The following is a 19803-nucleotide window of genomic DNA, read 5'->3' as shown; positions in this document are numbered from 1 at the left end:
TTCAGACCTCCTTGGCGATGGCGTAACGTCCATTGCCCAGGAAAATCTGGGTGGCCGCCATCAAGACCAAAACCAGTGGGTATTCCCAGCCGCCGCCTTCATTTGCAAACAACCAGCCCGCGTCCCAGTGCGCCCATGTCGCGCCAAGCAGAATAGGCGCAACCATGGCGGCGGCGATCTGACTATGAAAACCAACGATAAGCGCAATCCCGGACACCGCCTCCACGAAGAAAACAAGGTAGGCCAGAAATGCCGGCAGGCCGATAGAGCTAAAAAATTCAGCCGTGCCCGGCAGGGTAAAAACGACCAGCTTTAAATACAGGCTATGGGTGATCAACACCACGCCCAGCGTCACGCGCAATAGCAAAGCCGCCAGTTCATAGTTTCGGGAAATAGTCATGTGCGTCTCCAAGTGAATAGTGATGTTTTCATTCTATTCATTGCATTAATGCGTTATCAGTTGTAATTTTTGAAATCCTGAATTGCAAAAATGCATTAGTTATGGACTGGAATTCTCTGAAGATACTCGCCCTGGTCGCCCATAAAGGATCTATGTCCGGGGCGGCGAAAGAATTGGGCGTCAACTACACGACGGTGTTTAGACGCATGGAGTCGCTGGAGAATGAGATCGGCGGGAAGCTGTTTGAGCGCGGTTCAAAAGGCTATGTCGCGACGCCATTGGCGGAGAAGATGCTTGTGTTCGCCAACCGCATGCGCGACGGCGCGGAGCAGATCGAACGCCAGATTGTCGGCAGGGAGTTTCAACCTAGCGGCGTCGTGAAGATTACCGCTCCCTTCAATATTGCTAACCGTTACCTGCCGGAGGCATTGCGCCCCCTTGCGCAAGACTATCCCGACATCACTTTCGAGATACTCTCCAGTAACGACGATTTCAATTTGAATTCACGGGTCGCCGACATCGCCGTAAGAGCGACCCGCTCGCCGCCGGATCACTTGATAGGCCGCAAGGTCGCTTCGATCCCCTGGGCGATGTTTGTCGCGGAGTCGTTTATGGAGCGCTTCGCGCAGCCGCCAACATTAGAAACCCTGGCGGACTACCCGCTTATCGGCGCGTCGGGAAGCATGCTCAACCTGCCCGCGTTTACCTGGCTTGAGAAGCATCATGCAACCACCATCGTAGCAAGGTGCAACGAACTGACCGCCATGTCCTATTGCGCAGAAAGCGGACACGGCATTGCATTTCTACCAGTGGATCAACGCCGCAGCGGATTGGTCGAGTTAGCGGAATTTGCGCCCGGAAAAACCAGCGACATGTGGGTCTTGAGCCATCCGGATTTAAAAAAGACCGAACGCATACGAATCGTTGTGGAGCAGCTTGTCAGCTATTTTAGGAGTCTGGATTTTTAAGACTGGAATGTAGCCGGGATTGACGCCCCAGCCGAAAACTCCATTTCTGAGCATCAAATCAGCTAACTGACTTCAGTGACAACTGGATAATGATCTCCGCCTTGCTCTACCACTGGGTAGTTCAGATGGCTGACAGTTGAAGTCGCCTCCGACAATAAAAGTATTTTCGCCAATACTGTTAATCAGAGACATCGCCGTTGTGGCGTCAAACTGACCACTTCCACCAGCATTAGAATGCAGCGTTTTTCCACCAAGGCCTGGGCTGGCCCCTGGAATAAGGCGACAGCACTTGGAGCAGCCAGGGGATATAAGCAGCGGAAGACAGGACCTGACATACGCCCGGCCCTGTCGTTTTCGGCTCATTTGATTATCGACATCTCGCGGACATCAACGTTCTACGCGGGAAACAATCCCGCGTTTTTTATTGAGACGCCGGTAGCTCTGCAACCTGAAGGGGTGCTGACTCCGGTATGCATCCAGAGGGCTGAGCATTCGTCCGTCGCGCCCCAACAGACTGTCAATGACTTCGACTATGCGCCGGTTAGGCCAGGGCTTACAGGTGATATTGGTTAGATCGTTGAAGGCGTCCGCTTCCTTTCCTTCTCCGTGAAGTAGCGAAAGCACTCCGTACCCTAAGGCGGTGGATCGACTTACCCCTGCATGGCAGTGTATGACCAGCCGGTTTTCAGGGTTCTCCGTCACAGGCTTTAATCTAGCCAATGCATCGGCAATCAGAGCGTCGAAATGCTGAGTCTCCCCCGCTCTCTCCTGATCATATAACCGGAGTATGTGGTGCTCCCTGACAACCCCCGATAAATCGGGAACGCTGCGACTATCCAGATCTGGGTCCAGCAAAGACACCACATGCGTCGCCGAACACTCTCTGGCCCTTCGCTCCGCGTTCCAGAGGCAGGTAATGGTTAAAAAGCCCTTCGCAACTCTTGGCGTCATGACACATTCCCCATCAATTACTGGCGAATCGCCGTCACTTGAAACAACTTGAGCGAGCCGATCAGAGAACCAGGATCAGAGGCGAACTGAACCAGCTTGTTATAGATTTTTTCAGCTTGTCCCGGTTCGATCAGTTTGTGGTGTATTAGCTCCGCGGATAACTGTTTAAACGAGTACGCCACGATCAGTTTCTCTCTGGCGCTCTTCAGCACGGGTTGCTCGATATGAATATCGCTCACTTGCAAAGATGCCGGCATATCGTTCAGGAGACGGTGTCCGTAGTCATAATTCACCCCTTTAATTTTGCCCAGCTCAAGCGTCAGCTCATTGGCGTAATAGAACTCAGACAAGTAGGGGTAGCAGAACAGGCAGGACACTTCAGGCTCCTCAAAAACAGCCGCTCCGCCAGGATTCAAAAGCCCTGCGACTTTTTCCAGATACCTCTGTTTATGCGGTTGATGCATTAATACGAAACGACCGTAAACACAGTCAAAACGGCGCTCTATCTCTGTGGTGTTGATATCCGCTTCCATCAGGTCCACGTTTGAGAGCTTCTCGCCCTGAACCCGTCTCTCCGTCTGCTGGAGCTGCTCCTTAAAACAATCAAGGCCGGTAATCGTACCCTGCTCGCCGGCCAGCAGACCGGCCCAATAACAAAGCAGACGCCCATGCCCACACCCTACCTCCATTACCGTCTTGGGACGATAACGCTCAAAGACCGCATGACGAATGTATTTCTCGCTTATTTCGCTGTATATATCATTTAATATATCCAGCCGTTCGACATCGTCATTCCCTATCGCCAAGGCATATTCGGCCGCCATCGCAAACTCCCTGAATAATTAATCCGGCGGACAACCAGTCTCCTTTTGTTTGTCCGCAACCTGTATGTCTACAACCTGTATGTTTGTCCGCACCTGTATGTCCGCCACGACAGGTCCTGCGCATCCGTGCGCCGGGTTATGAACCTGTCATATCAGCGCCAGGTTAATCCATCACCAAGTATTGGAAACGGCTTGATTCCCTAGGTACTCTTCAATCCTCCGTCGCGTTTTCTGCGTCGTATCCTCGGGGAGCGAATCCAGCAGAAACCAGCCGACTTCAGCGATTTCATAGCGGTCATTGGTCGCCACATCGCCTTCCTGATTCTTAGCCACATACAAAATGGGGAAGTCATCCAGGTTGCGCCATTTATTCAGGTACACGGCGAACAGATCGACATTGTCGTCGAGCGTTACGCCGGTTTCTTCCAGGACCTCTCTCCGGACGGCGTCGATCGGCGTTTCGCCATTATTAACAGCGCCTCCTGGCGTATGCCACCCCTCTCTATAGGTGTGCTTGACCAAAAGGACGCGGTTATCGGAGTCGAACACCAGCGCCCGCACGCCAACCGTTTTCGCTCTAACCGCCCGTCGGCCCAGGTTTTGGATGTGGCGTCCCAACTCAATAATTAACTTCATAACACTATTTGTTCCATTTCAATGTCCAAGCCATAGTTCTTTTTGATCGCGCCACGTATTTCCGTGGCCAGGCGCTGTATGTCCGATCCGGTCGCAAACCCTGTATTCACGATAATACCCGCATGCATATGGGAAACCATCGCGCCATTCACGGAGCGGCCTTTCATTCCCAGGTCTTCCACCATTTTGCCGACCGGGTATTGGTAATCAGGTCGCTTGAAGACGCTGCCGGCGTTCGGAAGGTCATACGGCAGTTTCGCAAGCCGCGTTCGCAGCGTCGATAAAGAGACCGAGCGAATGTCTCCATTCTCTCCTTCCGGCGCTTTATCAGTCAGAGCAATCTTCACGGAGCAGATGATCTCATGCTTCCAGTTCACAAAATCGCTATGCCGATACGAAAAGCCCAGCTCCTCTCCCGTGCGCCTTATTAAGCTATGGTTACGAGTATCCAGAGATTCAACCCATTCGATTGACGAACCGATATCCTGACCGTATGCGCCAGCGTTCATGTAGACCGCGCCGCCCAGAGTTCCCGGTATGCCGATCAGCTTTTCAAGCCCCCACAGCCCGTTGGAGACGGCGGCTTCCACCACCGACGACAGCGAAACGCCGGCGCCCGCTATGATGTGATTTCCTTCCACGCGGATGAAGCGATTGAACTCCGTGAGAACGACCAGGGGAAACCGGTAGTCAGGTTTCGATAAAATGATGTTGCTGCCGCCGCCAATCACGGCGAACTCCGTTGAGCCGATATACTGCAGATGGGATATCAGCTCGTTTTCATTCTCAGGTATAGCAACCAGCTCCGCAGTCGCATTCACTTTGTAGGTGTTATACGCCAGTAGATTGATATTTCGCAGCATCACACCTGCAACCCTCCGCCCAGGGACTCAATGATGGATTCCACATTGGAGTACCCCCGCTTGATGTAGCCGTAATTATCGATATTGCAGGCGACTCGGTTTTTCAGCGCGTAAAGCAGGACCGCCATGCCGCCTCTGAGATCCGTCGCCTTTACGCTGATCGGGTAATGACTTTTATCTTCGCGGCCCTTGGGCTTGACCACTATTTCTGAATTACAGACGGTGATATCCGCCCCCAGCCTGACCAGCTCGTCCACAAATCGAGTGCGTTCAGGCATAACCGTATCGCTGATCACACCCGCCGTATTCAGCGTCGTGCACAGCACCGTCAATATGGGCTGCAAGTCAGTGGGAAACCCTGGATAGGGTTCCGTGCACAACCTGATGGCGGTATCGCTGTCTATTTGTCTGGCGTCGATAATCAATGCGCCGCCGTCACGGTTAACTTTACAACCGAGTTGAAGCAGGATTGATATCACCGCCGACATTAAATTGATCGGCGCGTTATTCAGCCGTACGCCAATGCCGAATATCGCCGCCGCCAGCGCATAGGAACCAGCTTCTATGCGGTCGTAAATAGGTCTGTGCTCCACCATGTCGACCACCTGCCGGTTCGATGACGCCACCTCTATCATGCGCCATTTGCGTCTGATCGAGATCCCGATCTTACCCAGATACGCAATGACATCATCAATTTCCGGCTCCGTGGCGCAGTTATGAATCAGGATCGGCTCGCCACTCCGTGTCTCCGCGCCGGCGGCGCACAGTATGGCGTTCAGCGTCGCCCCCACCGAGGGATAAGGCAAATTGACCACATTTTCAGATGGCCGCACTCTCTTCCCTCTGACGCCGCCTTCCGAATCGCTGACTTCACAGCCCAGACTCGTTAACGCCTGCAGGTGAAAATCTATGGGCCGGTTGAGATCGCACCCGCCGGGCAAACCGACTTCAGAAAAGCCGCATCGCGATATCAACGCTCCCAACGCCAGGATTGAATACCTCGTTTTCTTGCACAACTCCGGGCAGGTCTGGTTGGCTTCAATGCGGCTTGCGTCAATGTCGACCACGCCGTCCTCGACAGATACTTCGACGCCATAAGACCTTAGGATCTCAATAACAATTTTCACATCAACTAAAGTGGCGCCATCCCCTATGAGAAACCTCGTCCTTCCTGCATGCAAAATCGACGCGAACAACAACGGAAGAATGGAATTTTTAGCGGAAGAGATATTGATGCTGATGCTCTCTTCATTGATAGACTTAAAGCTTTCAAGCGTTGCAATAGACGGGATATTCATACACGAGGCACCTCAAATCCTTTTATAGTGGGGAATTCCTTTTCATCCTGAGCGAATATATTCGTAAACTGTTTACATACATAGTTTACTTTTTCTGCAGTGACATGCCTTCCGTCCGACTGCCAGCAATTATCTTCGGCGGCGATATATTGAAACATCTCATACGCAGGGAAATAACTCACTTGATGACCTCCCTCTTCTTCAATCTCATCCAGAAATTGGTGCACCGCCGCAACAATATTGGATTTCGAACGTGTGTTCGCGATACGCGGGTCAAAACCGGCGCCGGTCGTTTTTAATGGAACGGGAGAAACAGTGATGACAACAGGTCTTTTATAATCGCTCGCAGAGTTAATCAAATCCACAATCGCATGCAGATCACTTTTAATTTCTTCCGCCGTCTGGAAGCGATTTCTAAAGTTATAGTTTTCACGATCAAGGGAGCTGAGCGGAGCTCTGTTTAAAATACGCCACTCATCGCCTACTTTCTGTTCCCAGACTTCCGACAGACCAAGGGTGACGACAAAAGCGTCCGCCTCAATCATGCCTTCACGCCCCGCCGCTTCTATAGCGGTAATTAGACTCTTTAATTCCTCTTCAGAATTCGCCGCCACAGGGTGGCGTCCCGCATCAAAATACCTGACGCCACTGTCAGTAGACGCTTTCCATATAACAGACGCTTTTGATTTTCCCGCAGCGCTGCTTAACTCTTCTTTAATCGTGGAAGAGTTATAATGTAACCCCCATTCCGGGGATACTATGGGCACGCCATGCTGTGTTATCCAGCGCCCAAAGTTCACGGCGAAACAACTGCCGATCGCAAAAAGGCGAGTCTCTTTAGTGAGCCACTTTTCTGGATTTCTTGTTAAGTAAGGCGACTGATAATCAGTGGGCCATTTATTTCCAATATACGATATAGAACTATATTCGCGCATGAGTCCTCCATGATTATAACAACCGGCATCTTAGGGAAACCTGTTCCCGCCGATGCTCTGGTATACGGCATTAATCAAACCTTGTCCGCGATGATTCAGGTGCAGCTCGCCGCCCATTTTGTTCATAGTGTAGGCAAAGCTGACATCACAATCCGGATCTGCAAACACGACATGTCCGCCCGCGCCGACATGCCCAAACGCGCTGTCGCCTATAATGAATTTGTCCTGATCGCTCAGTTCGCCGAAACGTCTCATCACACCCAGCCCATAACGGGCCGGCGTCAGAAACGTAGCGTCTTCCTCCGTCTCGGAAGAGACCGACGTCATTAACGCCAGGTATTCCCGGCTTAACAGCTTTCCGTCATCCATCATCAGGCTGAACAGTTTCGATAAGTTAAAAGCATTGGTGACGCCATTGGCGGCGCAGAGCTCCGCTTCATATCCGCTGCTGCGGTTAACAAAGTCTATGGGGTATTTTTCGATAACCGCCTGCAGCGAGCCGGGACGGTCACGCGCCGCCTTCCTGTAGGCGCACTCCGCCGGAGCCTCCGCCAACAGGGTCTTGGCGATGCGATGCCTGACCTTGGCGGGAGCGCCAATCCAGAGATCAAGCCCCAGTGGTTTTGATATCCGTTCTTGCACGAACTCTGTCACCGACATACCCGAAATCGTCCGCACCAGACGCCCCACCAGCCAGCCAAATGTATAGGGGTGGTAACCGACCACATCTCCAGGATTCCAAAAGGGTTCCGCCTCTTGCAGCAGTTCGGTCATCAATGACCAATCGCCCCATTCGCTGGACAACAAAGCGGAGTTGATGGTCGGCGCTCCGGCGGTATGATTTAAAAACATCTCCACCGTGGTGGCGTGCTTACCGTTCTTGCCGTACTCAGGCCAAAAGTCAGTCACCCGCTGGTCCGGCCTCAACAGCCCATCCTGCATCAACAGCATTGCGCAAAGACTCACTACCGGTTTGGTGCAGGACCAGATGGTCACCAGGGTATCTTCCTCCCACTGGCTCCCCGGCGTTATGCCGTCACTGCCGCCGTGAAGAGTCAGGACCGCTTCGCCCTGCAAGTGAATGCAGGCGGAAGCGCCCACTTCTCCGTGATGCTGGAAGTTCTCAATAAATTGTTCAGCGACTGACCTGAACTTGGGATCGTAATAACCAAAGACTTTATTGCCGTTTAAATCTATACAGATGCTTTCCATAATTTATATACAGCTATACTTGATTTAATAACCTGCCCAACCTTCTACCTTCCACCAACAGGGATGCTTAATTGAAATAGAAAATTGACACAACTGAATGACCGTCTACATTCAATGTAATAAATCAGTTAAGAGGAGCTGGTAATCGACATTTCATACCTCCTTGTAGTGACAGACAAAGACTTGGCGCTACGGACGCCTGGTCAATAGTAAACCTGCATTTAATAGAAATTTTAGAAACCAATTAAAATGCGTGAGCCTTCCAAAAAATGACAACCTATAAAAATATTTTTACCGTAACGCCATCAATTATACGAAAGTATTAACCGACCAAAATATACATCTGTATATATTTATGCCAGTTCGATAATTTGTTAAACGGTTAATAGAGTTTAATCCGCTTATAATTTAGCTGCTTTGACGCCTATGAAATAAGTTCACCCATAGACTACTCCTTCCTTTAACTTCCAATAGAATCATAAGGCGCGCCATATCCGCCAGCTTAACAAGGTTATCTTCGAGGTAAGATATTGCGCCCAAATTTCATGCCTTCTACTGTTTGATTTGCTAACGAAAGGTACAATAGTGACCGTAACGACACCCTATGATTGGTTTTATTTAAGAGACTTGGAAAAGTTGCTTTTTGTGCGATAAAAGTTATCGATTTGATATAGATCAAACTACCGTTAGAGCGCCCCATGAAGCCGCTTTATATCTTGGTTAAAAAGCAAGGCTTTATTACTCTAATCCGAAGAAAAAATATTACAGTAAGTTTCCATTTTTGATCATTGATTTGTCTGACGAAACCTCGTTAAGAGACTCCGTAGAATATTGAAAGGAGCTGGAGAATAATTCGCGGGGTTTATTAATCAGGCAGGCAAATAGCTTCCTTCTATTTGCCTGAACGACGCGGCTAGTCGCGCAGGCGTTTACGTGAAAAGGGATTACTCAATGCTTCGATACGGCCCAATGACTTTCTTTTCAAACGCAGACCAAAGCGCCTTTTTATCACTCTGCCGCATAAAGGCCTCCCGAATCCTGTTCAGACTATCGCCATCATGAAGGACAGCCAACTCAACGATGTTTTGACTTACACAGTCTTCAAGATTATTCAAATCCGCCAATACTCCGCCGCTGGCGCTTTTTAACTTTCCATCAACGTCAACGCTCCAGATCGCCTCGGACATATCCACCTGCTCCAGCGCCAGGGTTTCAAGATCCACGTAAAACCTCAGTGATCCGTTTGCGGTGTTGACCGGGCCCTGAAATACACGCCGGATAAGCGCAAGTTCATCAGCAGACGCCTCCGTAGCGCACTCCAGATAATCTCCAATCAGCTCTTTTAGTCTGTACTTATTTAAATTCAATATTTATCACTCTTCTCAAGACACGTTGTGGCGGTCAACTGAATAATGCCGCGGGCGACGCCATTCCCGCCCTCACCTAGATTTACCAACTATTAAGACTACACTTATGACAACCAGGAGGTATAAGGCGACTTGAGCGCTTCTGGATCATGCAGATTGCATTGCTTATGGAGAAAGCATTATGCAAACAGGCTCCTCATACAATAACCGCGGGCTCGGGCTTCGAGTAGCGGTTCTGACTGTGTTCGCTTCCCTCGTCATTGTTCCCGCCGCCCATTTTGTCACAAGAGTCGCCGAGATCGATAAGATCCTGGCGCAACAGTCCGCCGAAGTCTCCGGACAGGCGCAGCTTCGTATTAATCAGTTCAATAACGAGATTGAAGAATACATCCACATCACCCAGTTTCTGTCCAGAACGCCGCCTATTCAGGGGATCATCCGCGCATCCGCCAATGACGGTTATGATCCGTTGGAAAATAATCGCCTTGAAACCTGGGAGAAGCGGCTGGAGGTCATATTTCGCGAATATCTGCTGATCAATAGCACCATCATGCAAGCCCGCTTCATCGGGCTCTCCGACAATGGCAAAGAACTGGTGAGAGTAGAACGGGAAAGCGGCGGCGCCATTATGGCCATCCCCGTGGACAAGCTGCAGGAAAAGGGAAACAGCCCATATTTCAGAGAAGCCATTACCTACAAAAAAGGGGAAACCTATGTCTCCCCTATCAACCTGAATAGAGAAAATGGCGTTGTCGTCACGCCGTTCACGCCCACGATTCGTTTTGCGACGCCTATCTACGACAGTCTCGGCGCTCCTTTCGGCCTCGTCATTATCAATGTCTTCGCCGAACCGGTTATTACCTCAACCCTGGTGGATAATCTTCCTCCCAACTACACGGCTTACATCACCACCGCCAATAACGACTTTATCCACCATCCGGCCAAAGGGATGGAGTATGGATTCGACCTCGGCAAAAGATATACCTGGGCAGACGAATTTGTGGACCCGCCGCAGACGGGAGTAATGACCCCGTCCCGCATCAACGCACTGCGCTATTACACTTACCCTTACCAAATTCCGCCTTTGGACAGTTACGCCAAAGCGCCGTTGAATTTCATTCTCGCCATCCCCCAGTCAGTCGTTCTATCCGCCGCCGCCAGCGCCGCCTGGGTGCAGGCTGGGATACTGATGGTCATTCTCGTCCTGTCCGGGCTCCTGATGTATTTTTACTTGTCCAATCTGGGTCGCAAAGTGGGGTTACTGAAAGACCAGGCGCGTCTGTCGGCAATTATCGATAACTCCAGCGACGCCATCATCAGCACCTCACTCCGCGGCGTGGTGGAGAGCTGGAACAAGTCAGCGGAAGATATGTTCGATTATGTGGAAAGCGAAGTCATAGGGAAAAATCTGGCGAAGCTGATCGTGCCCGATCGACTGAAGAGCGAGTATGCCGACGCGTTGAAAACCATCAGCCAGGGACAATCGATCAAAGGGGTTCATACCTCGCGACAGCGTAAGGACGGCGCGCGCGTAGAGGTTTCTGAATCGTCCTCGCCAATCAGATCCAGATACGATGGCGGAACGATCGGCGTCGCCACCATCATTCGGGATATCTCAGAAAAAGTAGAAGCGGAAGGCCAGATCAAGGCGCTGAATCAAAAGCTGACCAACGATGTGAAAGAGCGTACGCTGGAACTGAGCGAAGCGATGGATAAAGCGCAAACGGCGAATAAATCGAAATCGGAATTTGTCGCCAATATGAGCCATGAGATCCGCGGCCCCATGTCTTCTATCGCCGAAACACTGCAAGTGCTGAGAAGAACGTCACTGAATTCTCAACAGGAGGATTGTGTAGAAAAACTGGAGAGCGCCTCACAGTCCATGACCTCTTTCGTCAGCGACTTGCTGGACTACTCAAAAATTGAAGCCGGCCAGCTTGAACTGGAGCCGCACGCCTTCAATCTTGACAAGCTATTGCGGGAAATCAGCTATCTGGTCTCCGCTCACACTGAGAGCAAAGACATTGAAGTCATTTTTTATCTGGACCATAAGATTCCCAATAATCTGGTCGGCGATGAGGCCCGGCTGAAGCAAGTCTTGATCAAGCTGCTAAGCAATGCCGCCAAATTCACCAATCAGGGCGAAATAACCTTGGCGGTAAAACTGTCCGTGATGACTCAGGATGAACTGGAGCTCAGGTTCAGCGTAGAAGACACCGGCATCGGCATGACGGAAAACCGATGCCATGAAATTTTCGAGGCATTTGTTCAAGATGACGCCTCCGCTTCCAGAAGACACGGGGGAAGCGGACTGGGTCTTGGCATCTGCAAACAGCTGGTTGAGTTGATGGGCGGAGAGATCCGGGTGCGCAGCGAGCTTGGCGAAGGCAGCGCATTCAGTTTCAGTGTCAAACTGGCGGTGGATGAAAACCGGACCGGTGAGCTCAATATCAATCGGCCGGAACTGAGGTCGCTGCGCATTCTTATCGCCGATGACAACAAACGGGCGGCGGCCTGCATCAAAGAGCTGGCGCTGACGCTGGGGTGGAACTCCGACATTGTCCTGACTCTGCCGGAGCTGGGGGCGCTCTCTCAGGATACACAGAAAAAATACGACGCCATTTTCGTGGATTTGAATATGGTCAAAGCCAGCGGCGCCAACCCGACGGAGGAATTGAAAAAAATACGGCGCACCCATGCGCCCCCCGCCCTGATTTTGATGACCAACAGTGGCAAAGCCATCCCCGGTCTGCGTGACGCCCAGATCGACGCCGCTTTTGACGGACTCCTGTCCAAACCGGTCACGCCGTCGATGTTGCTGGACTCCGTCGCCGAGGCGAGAGCGTCGCAATCCAAAGCGGCGCAGAAACGACGCAGTCAGGCGAGCAGCGTAATGAGCGGGTCCAGTCTGTCCGGCATCCGCATATTGCTGGTGGAAGACAACCTCACCAATCAACAGATTGCTTCTCAGCTTCTACAGGCGGAAGGCGCTTTCGTGGATATCGCCTCAACCGGGAAAGAAGCGATCAGCGCCATCACTCACGCCGGCTCACGATTTGATATTGTGCTCATGGACATCCAGATGCCGGAAATGGACGGCTATGCGGCGACCCGGGCGCTACGGGAAAAATTCGGCTACAAGACCCTGCCCATTGTGGCCATGACCGCAAACGTGCTCGAAAAAGACAGGGAGGAGTGTCTGGCGGCAGGCATGAATGACCACATCGGCAAGCCCTTCGACATCAATGAGCTGTGCCACCTTATTCTCAAATACACCGACGAAGACCGCCTGGACAAAGCCGTCCATCCGCATGCAGCCGGCGACGTCACTCTGGAGTCCGTCTTCAATAAAGGCGCGGAAATCGGCATCAACGTTAAAGAAGCCGCCGGACGTTTCGGCTCCAATTTTGCGGCGTACCGAATCGCCCTGGAGGGCTTCGAAAATGACGTCAATCGACTGCTGATCCATTTGAGCGTCCCGTTTAACACGGAAGACACACGGGAGATCGAGAAAGAACTCCATATCATGGGCGGACTTTCTAAAACCATCGGCGCCGACTCCCTCTGCATGCTCTGCAAACGGGTCGAAATCCTCATCCTGAACAACGCCCTGCGCCCACAGGTCGTCTCACTGCTGCGCCGCTCCCTGGAAGCCTCCCTGCACGCATCCAGAAAAATCCTGCTCTATCTGGACGAACTGGCGCCCCAGGCCAATCGCAGCGACTCCAAGTCCAACAGAGCGTCATGACGCGCAGACCGACGCCACGGGAAGTTTAAGAGGAACTTCTCTGCCTGGAGAAGACCCTCTTTGTCCTTATACTGATCCGCCGCCAGTGAGATAAGATGTGAGTAATTTAAACGTCGGACGCTCCTTCACATGACTCAACTCAAAGCACTCACGCTCAACAAACTCATCCACGGAAAAACCAAAGTTACTATCCTGATCATCAGCGGCATCCTGCTGCTCAACGCCTGCGCCGCCTTCACCTCAACGTCCGCCAAACAAGGCTACCTCAACCTGACTTACCAGGACTTCGGCCCACCCTCCCTGGCGACGGATCTATTAGGCTCCGAATGGTGGCAATGGAATCCCCACGGCGACTCCAGACCAAGACACTACGACGTCCGCGTGATCGTCTACCGCAACATGACAGAGAACGACATCCGCAAACACTTCCCCATCGACCAAGCCACCGAAAAAGACTACCGCTACCTCCCCTACACAACCGCCATGACCTACCTCGACGCCAACATCACAGCACTCGCCTCAGATGACGCAAGCGTTATGCAGGAAATTAGGGAGCAGTTGATTCAGACCAGAGGAAAGATTGTTCAAGCGCTGGGGGATTGAACCGCCTGCTCTTTGTAGCCAATTCCAATCTGCCCGCCCCGTTCGCCCCGTTCGCCCCGTTCGCCCCGTTCGCCCCGTTCGCCCCGTTCGCCCCGTTCGCCCCGTTCGCCCCGTTCGCCCCGTTCGCCCCGTTCGCCCCGTTCGCCCCGTTCGCCCCGTTCGCCCCGTTCGCCCCGTTCGCCCCGTTCGCCCCGTTCGCCCCGTTCGCCCCGTTCGCCCCGTTCGCCCTGAGCCTGTCGAAGGGCTCTTCGAAACACAAGTAATTCATCAGCCATATCAGCGCCGTCTCAAGCTCCGCAAGAAATACCACGATTATCTCGTCCAGCAGTTATGATTATGGCGATTTCAAACAATCTCCCTGAATGTTGATAAGGGTTATTGCCTTGAATAGCGCTCTGGGAAGCCCTTCGACAGGCTCAGGGCGAACGGTGGGGCAGGATGGGTAAACGGGGCCTCCCTTCCTACCCACTGCCCAACCTGGCTTCATCTTTGATGCCATTTATCAGGGGATAGTTGAGTTACACGCAACCTTATTTGGAAGCTAATGCGGGTCAGTTATGAGCAAAGTCACTCCATTGATCGACAAGATAGAAAAAGAAGAACAAAACTTACCTCCCCATATACGTGGTGAAAGGTTTCTCAGGCGCTCGAAATTCGTTAACGACTAGCTTAACAGTGAAAACGATGGTGACGACGAGCCCGAAGACCTAGCATGGGGAAAGGCAAATAAAGACGGAGGCTTTGTTCCTGATGACGAAGAAGAATGAAAATCAGATGCCCGAATTTGAAAAACAGAGGACGCCTCTTCGTGGAGAGACTGCCCCAAAAGATGCAAAGTTTGTAGCCACGCAAGCCGCACTAAAGTATGGCCAAAAATTCGAAGCCCCCAATAAATAGTAGTCATTTGTTGACAGCTTTCCAGAGCCCCCTCTATAAGCTCGGGACAAACGGTGGAAGATACGCCCTGGAACATGAGAATGAGTGACGTGAACTAGGGATGAATAGGCGGTTGTGCTTTAGCTGCCGCCGCCTTTCTAAGTACCCAAGACCGCAGTTCCTTAAAGCCCCTCTTCCTATACGAATAGCCCAGCATACCGGACAAACACTGATTGCCTCCAGGCAATTTCAGCCTTAACTCCTTTCAGGCTATATGCTCATGATATTCGAGAATTTAGCGCCCGTCTAAGCCGCCACCTGTAGTTGGCTTGAGTTATTTGCCTATATTTGAAATGTGTTTACTAGCAAGCTCTGAAACCCCATCAAAGGACAAGTGCGCAAACCGCTGAAGGTTGCCACCCATTCCACGTGAAGGCTGCCACCCATCAGAGCGTAGCGACGCGGGGTTTCTCTTCTTACTCCGAAGTCTCGGCGCCCGTCAACTTTGCCTGCTGTTTCCGCATGGGTTCGACCCTGAGATTGATCTTGTAGGCGTTGTGAACCAGACGATCCAGAATGGCATCTGCGAGGGTCGCGTCACCGATCAGTCCGTGCCATTCCTCAATGGGTAATTGGCTAGTGTAGTTAGCACGCCCTATCTAAGTGTTTGCTTTCCACAATCAGAAAGCCCAAGTCCAAAACAGATCCAAAGAGCTGACACGTCCCTTTAATCAGGGCAGACACAAGGAATAAGTTTTGTGTAGAATCCGCCCGCCGAATTAGGGATGTATGAATAATGAAACTCAACTCCGTTCCAGTGCTGGAAACAACCTTTGAGTCGCTCAAAGCTACAAAAGACGCCTATTTTTATGAAGCGGTCTTTTACATAGCCGAAGACTATACCGACAACTATCTTTTTAGCCCTGCAGACTTACCGATTCAACTATATGGGACCATGCTCTTTGGTATGGCTAGTGAAGGGTTTAAAGGCGCGTATACCTGTTACACGCCATACAATGGATCAACCCTCAATATCAAGCATCTCATCAGGTTCATCGAATATATAGACGAGCCTGAGTTGCTCGCGGCTTTAAAGCACTGTGAAAGAAAGTTAGAGCAATTTAATCAGAGTGATATCGCGTCACATGACCGCGCCATAATTGATAATAAAAAAATTGAGGACGCCATCCACGCTATCGTCTGGGACAATAAGGTCTGCGAATTAATTTGCAGTGAACGTCTATCTCAGAAGGTACAGGAACTGTTTTGGAAAAATCCGCCTCTATTTATCAGTAGCCAGCAACAACTTAACGATTGGCTGATCGAACAGATAGATGCTATCCCCAATTACTGGGAGCGTATTAAAAGCAGCGGCTCCATTTTTGCGGAAGTTAAAGAACTTCTCTATGCGGCCAACGAACGCTATATGAGTTACAGCTCAATCTACTACAGCGATGGACCATTTAGACTATTAAAGGTTCAAACGACCAAAGGGATGCGCTTTGTGGCATGTTACAAGGATGCGTTGGAGCTGAGAGACCTTCAAACTGGCCAACAGCTTGCGTGGATAGACAAGCCCGAACTCCGGTCAAATGTGGGTGCGCAGCACCGCATTTCATACGAAGAAGCCAAATTATGGCGCTACGATACGAAAGAAAACAGAGTCATATTGCCTCCCTCTATTCAAAAACAAGAAGCGCCCGGACAATCAGCAAAACCTAATACACCAAAGGGCTTTAAAGGCGGCTCATTACAGTCCTACTATGAGCACCTTGAGAAAGACCAGGAATTTATGGAGCGTTTTGATAGCGACGGCGCGTTAGCTCGGCGTTACCTGTCGTTGCGCGGCGGAAAGACTATCCTGTTTGCAAACTTTGCCAGGCCGATAGATAGAGACCTGGAGGGAATGCTGGAAAAAAATCCCGACTTGACTTCCAATATTGAGGTTCAGGCGCTTCTATCTGAAGTTATCGAGATCATACAAGCTTACGCAAAGCGACGCGAAGGGGCTAAACAAGACCTCACCGCAAAGGAGCTCCATGCGTTTTTGAAATTCTCCAACTACAAACACCATTTGGACAAGTTTGAGTGGTTTCTGTTTACCAATAAGAAGCAGCTCTCCCCTCCTAAGCAAGCTCCATTAACGAGAAAAGACAGGTTAAAGCAACACTATCGCTCTTGGTATGACCACGTACTGAATACACTCCTTCCTTTTCGAGTGTTTGGCATCGACAAATCGACACCGGCGCGGGAGTTTGCCGCCGATATCGCTGAACGTAAATTGATCGACAGAAGCTACTTGAGGATGATTGACGCAGCCATCAATGAGCTTGAACGTCAAAAACCAGGGAAGTCGCCAACTCTCGGTCAAGTGGGAGAGGTTTTCACTAACTCAAATCTTGATATCAGTGAAAAGCAATTCTACCAATCATTGCGCCCCATTCAGGCTATTAATGAGGTGCTTGCCGTGCTCCTTATTTCGATTATTGCGGCTGTCCTTCTATGCCTATGGAGAATCCCACCCCTTTTGTGCTTAACGCAGGCCGCAATATTCACTGTCGTCGGTGTACTTATTATGCAATTGTACTTTGAAATTTGGCGACTATTCGGTAAGTTCGAGTTTGTAAGGAAACATGCGAGCGACATACTATTCATTTGCATTCTCATATGCTTTTATCAAATCTCCAAGGCCGTCGATTTTGATCCTTACCTCAAACTTCATCTATCAGCAATGTCGTTAATTGGGTTTGGCGCTGTTGTTTCTCTCCAGATCACCGTCATTAAAAGGTTCCTACCAGGGAAATACCCTTTATAGCCGCTTTCATTGTTAGATAGATTGAAGCAAAGCTGATTGTAGGGCCTGCAAGAGTGAGCAGGCCTATAGATCAAGTATCGCGTCCACCAGCGTCTAAGCAAATATGCTCCTCGACCTCTTCTTGAGCAATGTCCGTAGCATGTTGTAAAAGCCCGGGGTTGGGGTGGACACGGAAGTTGAAGTTGGGATCGTTTTCACCGCTGGAGCTGATTAGAGGTTTTGGATTAGCGCTCTGGGAGGCCCTTCGACAGGCTCAGGGCGAACGGTGGATGGAGTGGAGCCCATTTGTGGTCGAGTGAGTGCAGCAAACCACAAGTGGGCGGATCGTGGGTGGGTCCGTTGCCGCTACTCGTTATGCTCAATAACTGTGACGTTAAAGCCCTCATCGGGAGAGGGCTCGACGAAGTATTTGGTTATTTTCACAAACATTTCCTCAGTATCCGTTTCGGCTCGTTCCGGTTGCTCGATGCGTCTTTTGGCTATTTGATTCAAACAAATTTCGTTGAGCGCTTTTATGTATATTAGCTCGTGATCAGCGCCAATTTCGGTGAATATGCTTTTTAGCCAACCTCTTTGCCCGATTGTATTGGCAGGAAAATCCATCACGACATCAGAGCCCGTATTGAGCACATCTTGCACAAGCGATTTAACCAACGTCTTTATCATATTTGAATACTTTACATAGTCTTCAACACTACGAATTTGCGCGGGATATAGAGATTCGAGCCATATATCTTCCGAGAACAGAACCGCCCCCATCTCTTTTGCCAGTTCTTTGGATTTAGTTGTTTTACCCGCGCCCATTTTTCCACACAAAAGCACCAACATCTGGCTCTCCCTACTACTTAAATTTCTATATTTGCAATTGCAGCCCCATCGCCAGAAGTTCCAGACACGCCTAGCATCGTTTCAACCACCGCTACATGCGTCCGTTAACAGTATTCCCTTCCAGAGAGGGATTAAGTATGCCTTTTACTCCACTCGGGATCGAGGCTCTGGCTATGTCTCTATTACCAACCATGGCTTGCCAATTCGAGGAAGCTACCCACTATTGCGCCCCCTCCAACGCCTGTTCAAACGCTCTCGAAACCAACTGAACCAGCTCATCATGAATTGCAGGCCGTGAGCGCCTGCCACCGTCGGTGCATATGGGTTCTCCAATCTGTTCTTCTTCGGCGATGTCCGCCGCATGAGGTTTGCATTCGCCAAACAGGCTGTAGTGACTGGCGTCGTTGATCAGTGTGTAGGTGGCGTCAGGGATGGCCTTGGCTATGTCAGAAGCCAGTGCTGTTTGCGGGATCTTTCCTGGCGGTCCCAGATTCACCAGTGCGACGGGGGTCGTTATGTCTTTGAAAGAGTCGCCTGCAATAACGTCTATGGGCACAGGGTCGATAGCCATTGCGAAACGGATGCGTTGATCACGATAGTCACGGCCCGCTGGCTGAAGATCCATTTTATGGAGATCCACGCCGCTTTGCCGTACCCATTCACACAAAGACGCATTACGCTGGTCGGTATCACAGTATGACGCAAGTAGTTCAGGGTCGAGGCGTGCGCCCGCCATCAGCAAGGCTGCGCCGCCGCCCATGGAGAGCCCGAGAACGCCTACCCTGTCAAAGCGTGAATGTTCGCGGAAAAACGCATCCGTCTGCATTGCATTAAGGGCGTCAGTCAGATCAACGGGCCGCAACCAGAGTTTCATCGTTTCAGCGGCCGATCTATTCGGCCCGGTGTTACCGGGATGAGTCGGCGCGACGACGATAAATCCCCCCTGCGCCAAAGGCTTGGCCATCCAACTCATAGCCTGAGCACTTCCACCCAGACCTGCGCCATGGGAAAGCAGGATAAGCGGAAATTTTCCAGTGGCGATGGGTGCGTTACGCGCGGCGGGAACGCCGGAGAAAAAAATACTGTCGCCCAATAACACCGGTTCACCACCCTCGTTAGCTGGATACCATACCGTCACATCAAGACCGCCAGCGTGCTGCTCCGACGCCACACTCAGATGCCGCACGCCCACATGATCCGCCGCCATAACAGTACAGCCCGACGCCATACCCAACATTAGGATCAACCAGTAAAGAAACCTGCCAAATACCGCCATTAGCCTCTCCATATTTGTGCTGTTTAGAGGGCTGCTGACGACAACCCCAAAGACGGCTATTAAAGCGGAAAAGCCCGTACGGTAAGACCTTGATCGCGTTTTAGGACGTGCTGCTGGAATAATTTCCCAGGGAGAATGTACTTTGAAAATACATGAAAAAGCACTCCCAGATGTGTGCCTCCTTGCATCAACCATCTTCTACA

17 protein-coding genes and 1 pseudogene are annotated in these 19803 nt (G+C 51.0%); 5 read left to right on the top strand and 13 right to left on the bottom strand.

Going from position 1 to position 19803, the window contains the following annotated elements; translation table 11 throughout:
* Window position 1: 1 nt before the first annotated feature.
* The gene (locus AC2IBB_RS14940; RefSeq protein ID WP_486333628.1) at window positions 2–400 is read right to left on the bottom strand and encodes a DoxX family protein; all 399 of its coding nucleotides are present in this window, start codon (window positions 398–400) and stop codon (window positions 2–4) included.
* A 101-nt stretch (window positions 401–501) separates the two neighbouring features.
* Between AC2IBB_RS14940 and AC2IBB_RS14935 the strand changes: the two genes are divergently transcribed.
* Entirely contained in the window at window positions 502–1368 is an 867-nt protein-coding gene (locus tag AC2IBB_RS14935; protein WP_486333627.1) for a LysR family transcriptional regulator, read from the top strand.
* Window positions 1369–1755: 387 nt separating this feature from the next.
* Here AC2IBB_RS14935 and AC2IBB_RS14930 read toward each other — a convergent pair whose 3' ends face one another.
* From AC2IBB_RS14930 to AC2IBB_RS14895, 8 genes are all read right to left on the bottom strand, one after another.
* Window positions 1756–2319, bottom strand: coding sequence for a protein tyrosine phosphatase (locus tag AC2IBB_RS14930; RefSeq protein ID WP_486333626.1), 564 nt, complete (start codon window positions 2317–2319; stop codon window positions 1756–1758).
* A gap of 17 nt (window positions 2320–2336) precedes the next feature.
* Window positions 2337–3143 carry a class I SAM-dependent methyltransferase gene (locus AC2IBB_RS14925; protein WP_486333625.1) on the bottom strand — a complete coding sequence of 269 codons (807 nt, stop codon included), beginning with the start codon at window positions 3141–3143 and terminating at the stop codon, window positions 2337–2339.
* Between the two features lie 171 nt (window positions 3144–3314).
* Complete coding sequence (locus AC2IBB_RS14920; RefSeq protein ID WP_486333624.1) at window positions 3315–3779, bottom strand: NUDIX domain-containing protein; 465 nt, start codon at window positions 3777–3779, stop codon at window positions 3315–3317.
* Complete coding sequence (gene murB, locus AC2IBB_RS14915) at window positions 3776–4642, bottom strand: UDP-N-acetylmuramate dehydrogenase (protein ID WP_486333963.1); 867 nt, start codon at window positions 4640–4642, stop codon at window positions 3776–3778. The genes AC2IBB_RS14920 and murB overlap by 4 nt, the downstream gene beginning before the upstream one ends.
* Window positions 4642–5940, bottom strand: coding sequence for a UDP-N-acetylglucosamine 1-carboxyvinyltransferase (locus AC2IBB_RS14910; RefSeq protein ID WP_486333623.1), 1299 nt, complete (start codon window positions 5938–5940; stop codon window positions 4642–4644). Before AC2IBB_RS14910 ends, murB begins: the two co-directional genes overlap by 1 nt.
* Window positions 5937–6875 (bottom strand): GSCFA domain-containing protein, encoded by a 939-nt coding sequence (locus AC2IBB_RS14905; protein ID WP_486333622.1) that lies wholly within the window; start codon window positions 6873–6875, stop codon window positions 5937–5939. Before AC2IBB_RS14905 ends, AC2IBB_RS14910 begins: the two co-directional genes overlap by 4 nt.
* 30 nt (window positions 6876–6905) lie before the next feature.
* Window positions 6906–8087: a serine hydrolase domain-containing protein gene (locus AC2IBB_RS14900; RefSeq protein WP_486333621.1), complete on the bottom strand. Its 1182-nt coding sequence runs from the start codon at window positions 8085–8087 to the stop codon at window positions 6906–6908.
* A 944-nt stretch (window positions 8088–9031) separates the two neighbouring features.
* Complete coding sequence (locus tag AC2IBB_RS14895; protein ID WP_486333620.1) at window positions 9032–9454, bottom strand: hypothetical protein; 423 nt, start codon at window positions 9452–9454, stop codon at window positions 9032–9034.
* 181 nt (window positions 9455–9635) lie between these two features.
* Between AC2IBB_RS14895 and AC2IBB_RS14890 the strand changes: the two genes are divergently transcribed.
* Entirely contained in the window at window positions 9636–13202 is a 3567-nt protein-coding gene (locus AC2IBB_RS14890; protein WP_486333619.1) for a response regulator, read from the top strand.
* 129 nt (window positions 13203–13331) lie between these two features.
* Window positions 13332–13805 (top strand): hypothetical protein, encoded by a 474-nt coding sequence (locus AC2IBB_RS14885; protein ID WP_486333618.1) that lies wholly within the window; start codon window positions 13332–13334, stop codon window positions 13803–13805.
* On the opposite strand, the gene AC2IBB_RS14880 is transcribed toward AC2IBB_RS14885, so the two are convergent.
* Window positions 13787–14080 (bottom strand): hypothetical protein, encoded by a 294-nt coding sequence (locus tag AC2IBB_RS14880; RefSeq protein ID WP_486333617.1) that lies wholly within the window; start codon window positions 14078–14080, stop codon window positions 13787–13789. The genes AC2IBB_RS14885 and AC2IBB_RS14880 overlap by 19 nt on opposite strands.
* 475 nt (window positions 14081–14555) lie before the next feature.
* Between AC2IBB_RS14880 and AC2IBB_RS14875 the strand changes: the two genes are divergently transcribed.
* Window positions 14556–14702, top strand: a complete 147-nt coding sequence (locus AC2IBB_RS14875) for a hypothetical protein (RefSeq protein WP_486333616.1) — start codon at window positions 14556–14558, stop codon at window positions 14700–14702.
* A gap of 455 nt (window positions 14703–15157) precedes the next feature.
* On the opposite strand, the pseudogene AC2IBB_RS14870 reads toward AC2IBB_RS14875, so the two are convergent.
* Window positions 15158–15322: pseudogene (locus tag AC2IBB_RS14870) on the bottom strand (ATP-binding protein); the annotation flags it as partial.
* A gap of 155 nt (window positions 15323–15477) precedes the next feature.
* Between AC2IBB_RS14870 and AC2IBB_RS14865 the strand changes: the two are divergent.
* Window positions 15478–17496: a hypothetical protein gene (locus AC2IBB_RS14865; protein ID WP_486333615.1), complete on the top strand. Its 2019-nt coding sequence runs from the start codon at window positions 15478–15480 to the stop codon at window positions 17494–17496.
* A gap of 345 nt (window positions 17497–17841) precedes the next feature.
* Here the strand turns inward: AC2IBB_RS14865 and AC2IBB_RS14860 are convergent, their stop codons facing one another.
* Both AC2IBB_RS14860 and AC2IBB_RS14855 read right to left on the bottom strand, forming a co-directional pair.
* The gene (locus AC2IBB_RS14860) at window positions 17842–18324 is read right to left on the bottom strand and encodes a P-loop nucleotide/nucleoside kinase family protein (protein ID WP_486333614.1); all 483 of its coding nucleotides are present in this window, start codon (window positions 18322–18324) and stop codon (window positions 17842–17844) included.
* Between the two features lie 220 nt (window positions 18325–18544).
* Window positions 18545–19600 carry an alpha/beta hydrolase family protein gene (locus AC2IBB_RS14855; RefSeq protein WP_486333613.1) on the bottom strand — a complete coding sequence of 352 codons (1056 nt, stop codon included), beginning with the start codon at window positions 19598–19600 and terminating at the stop codon, window positions 18545–18547.
* Between the last annotated feature and the right edge of the window lie 203 nt (window positions 19601–19803).

It is taken from the genome of Hahella sp. NS-SX17 (genome assembly GCF_057367735.1).
The sequence above is the reverse complement of the archived record's forward strand: the minus strand, read 5'-3'. Positions and strand labels throughout refer to the sequence as shown.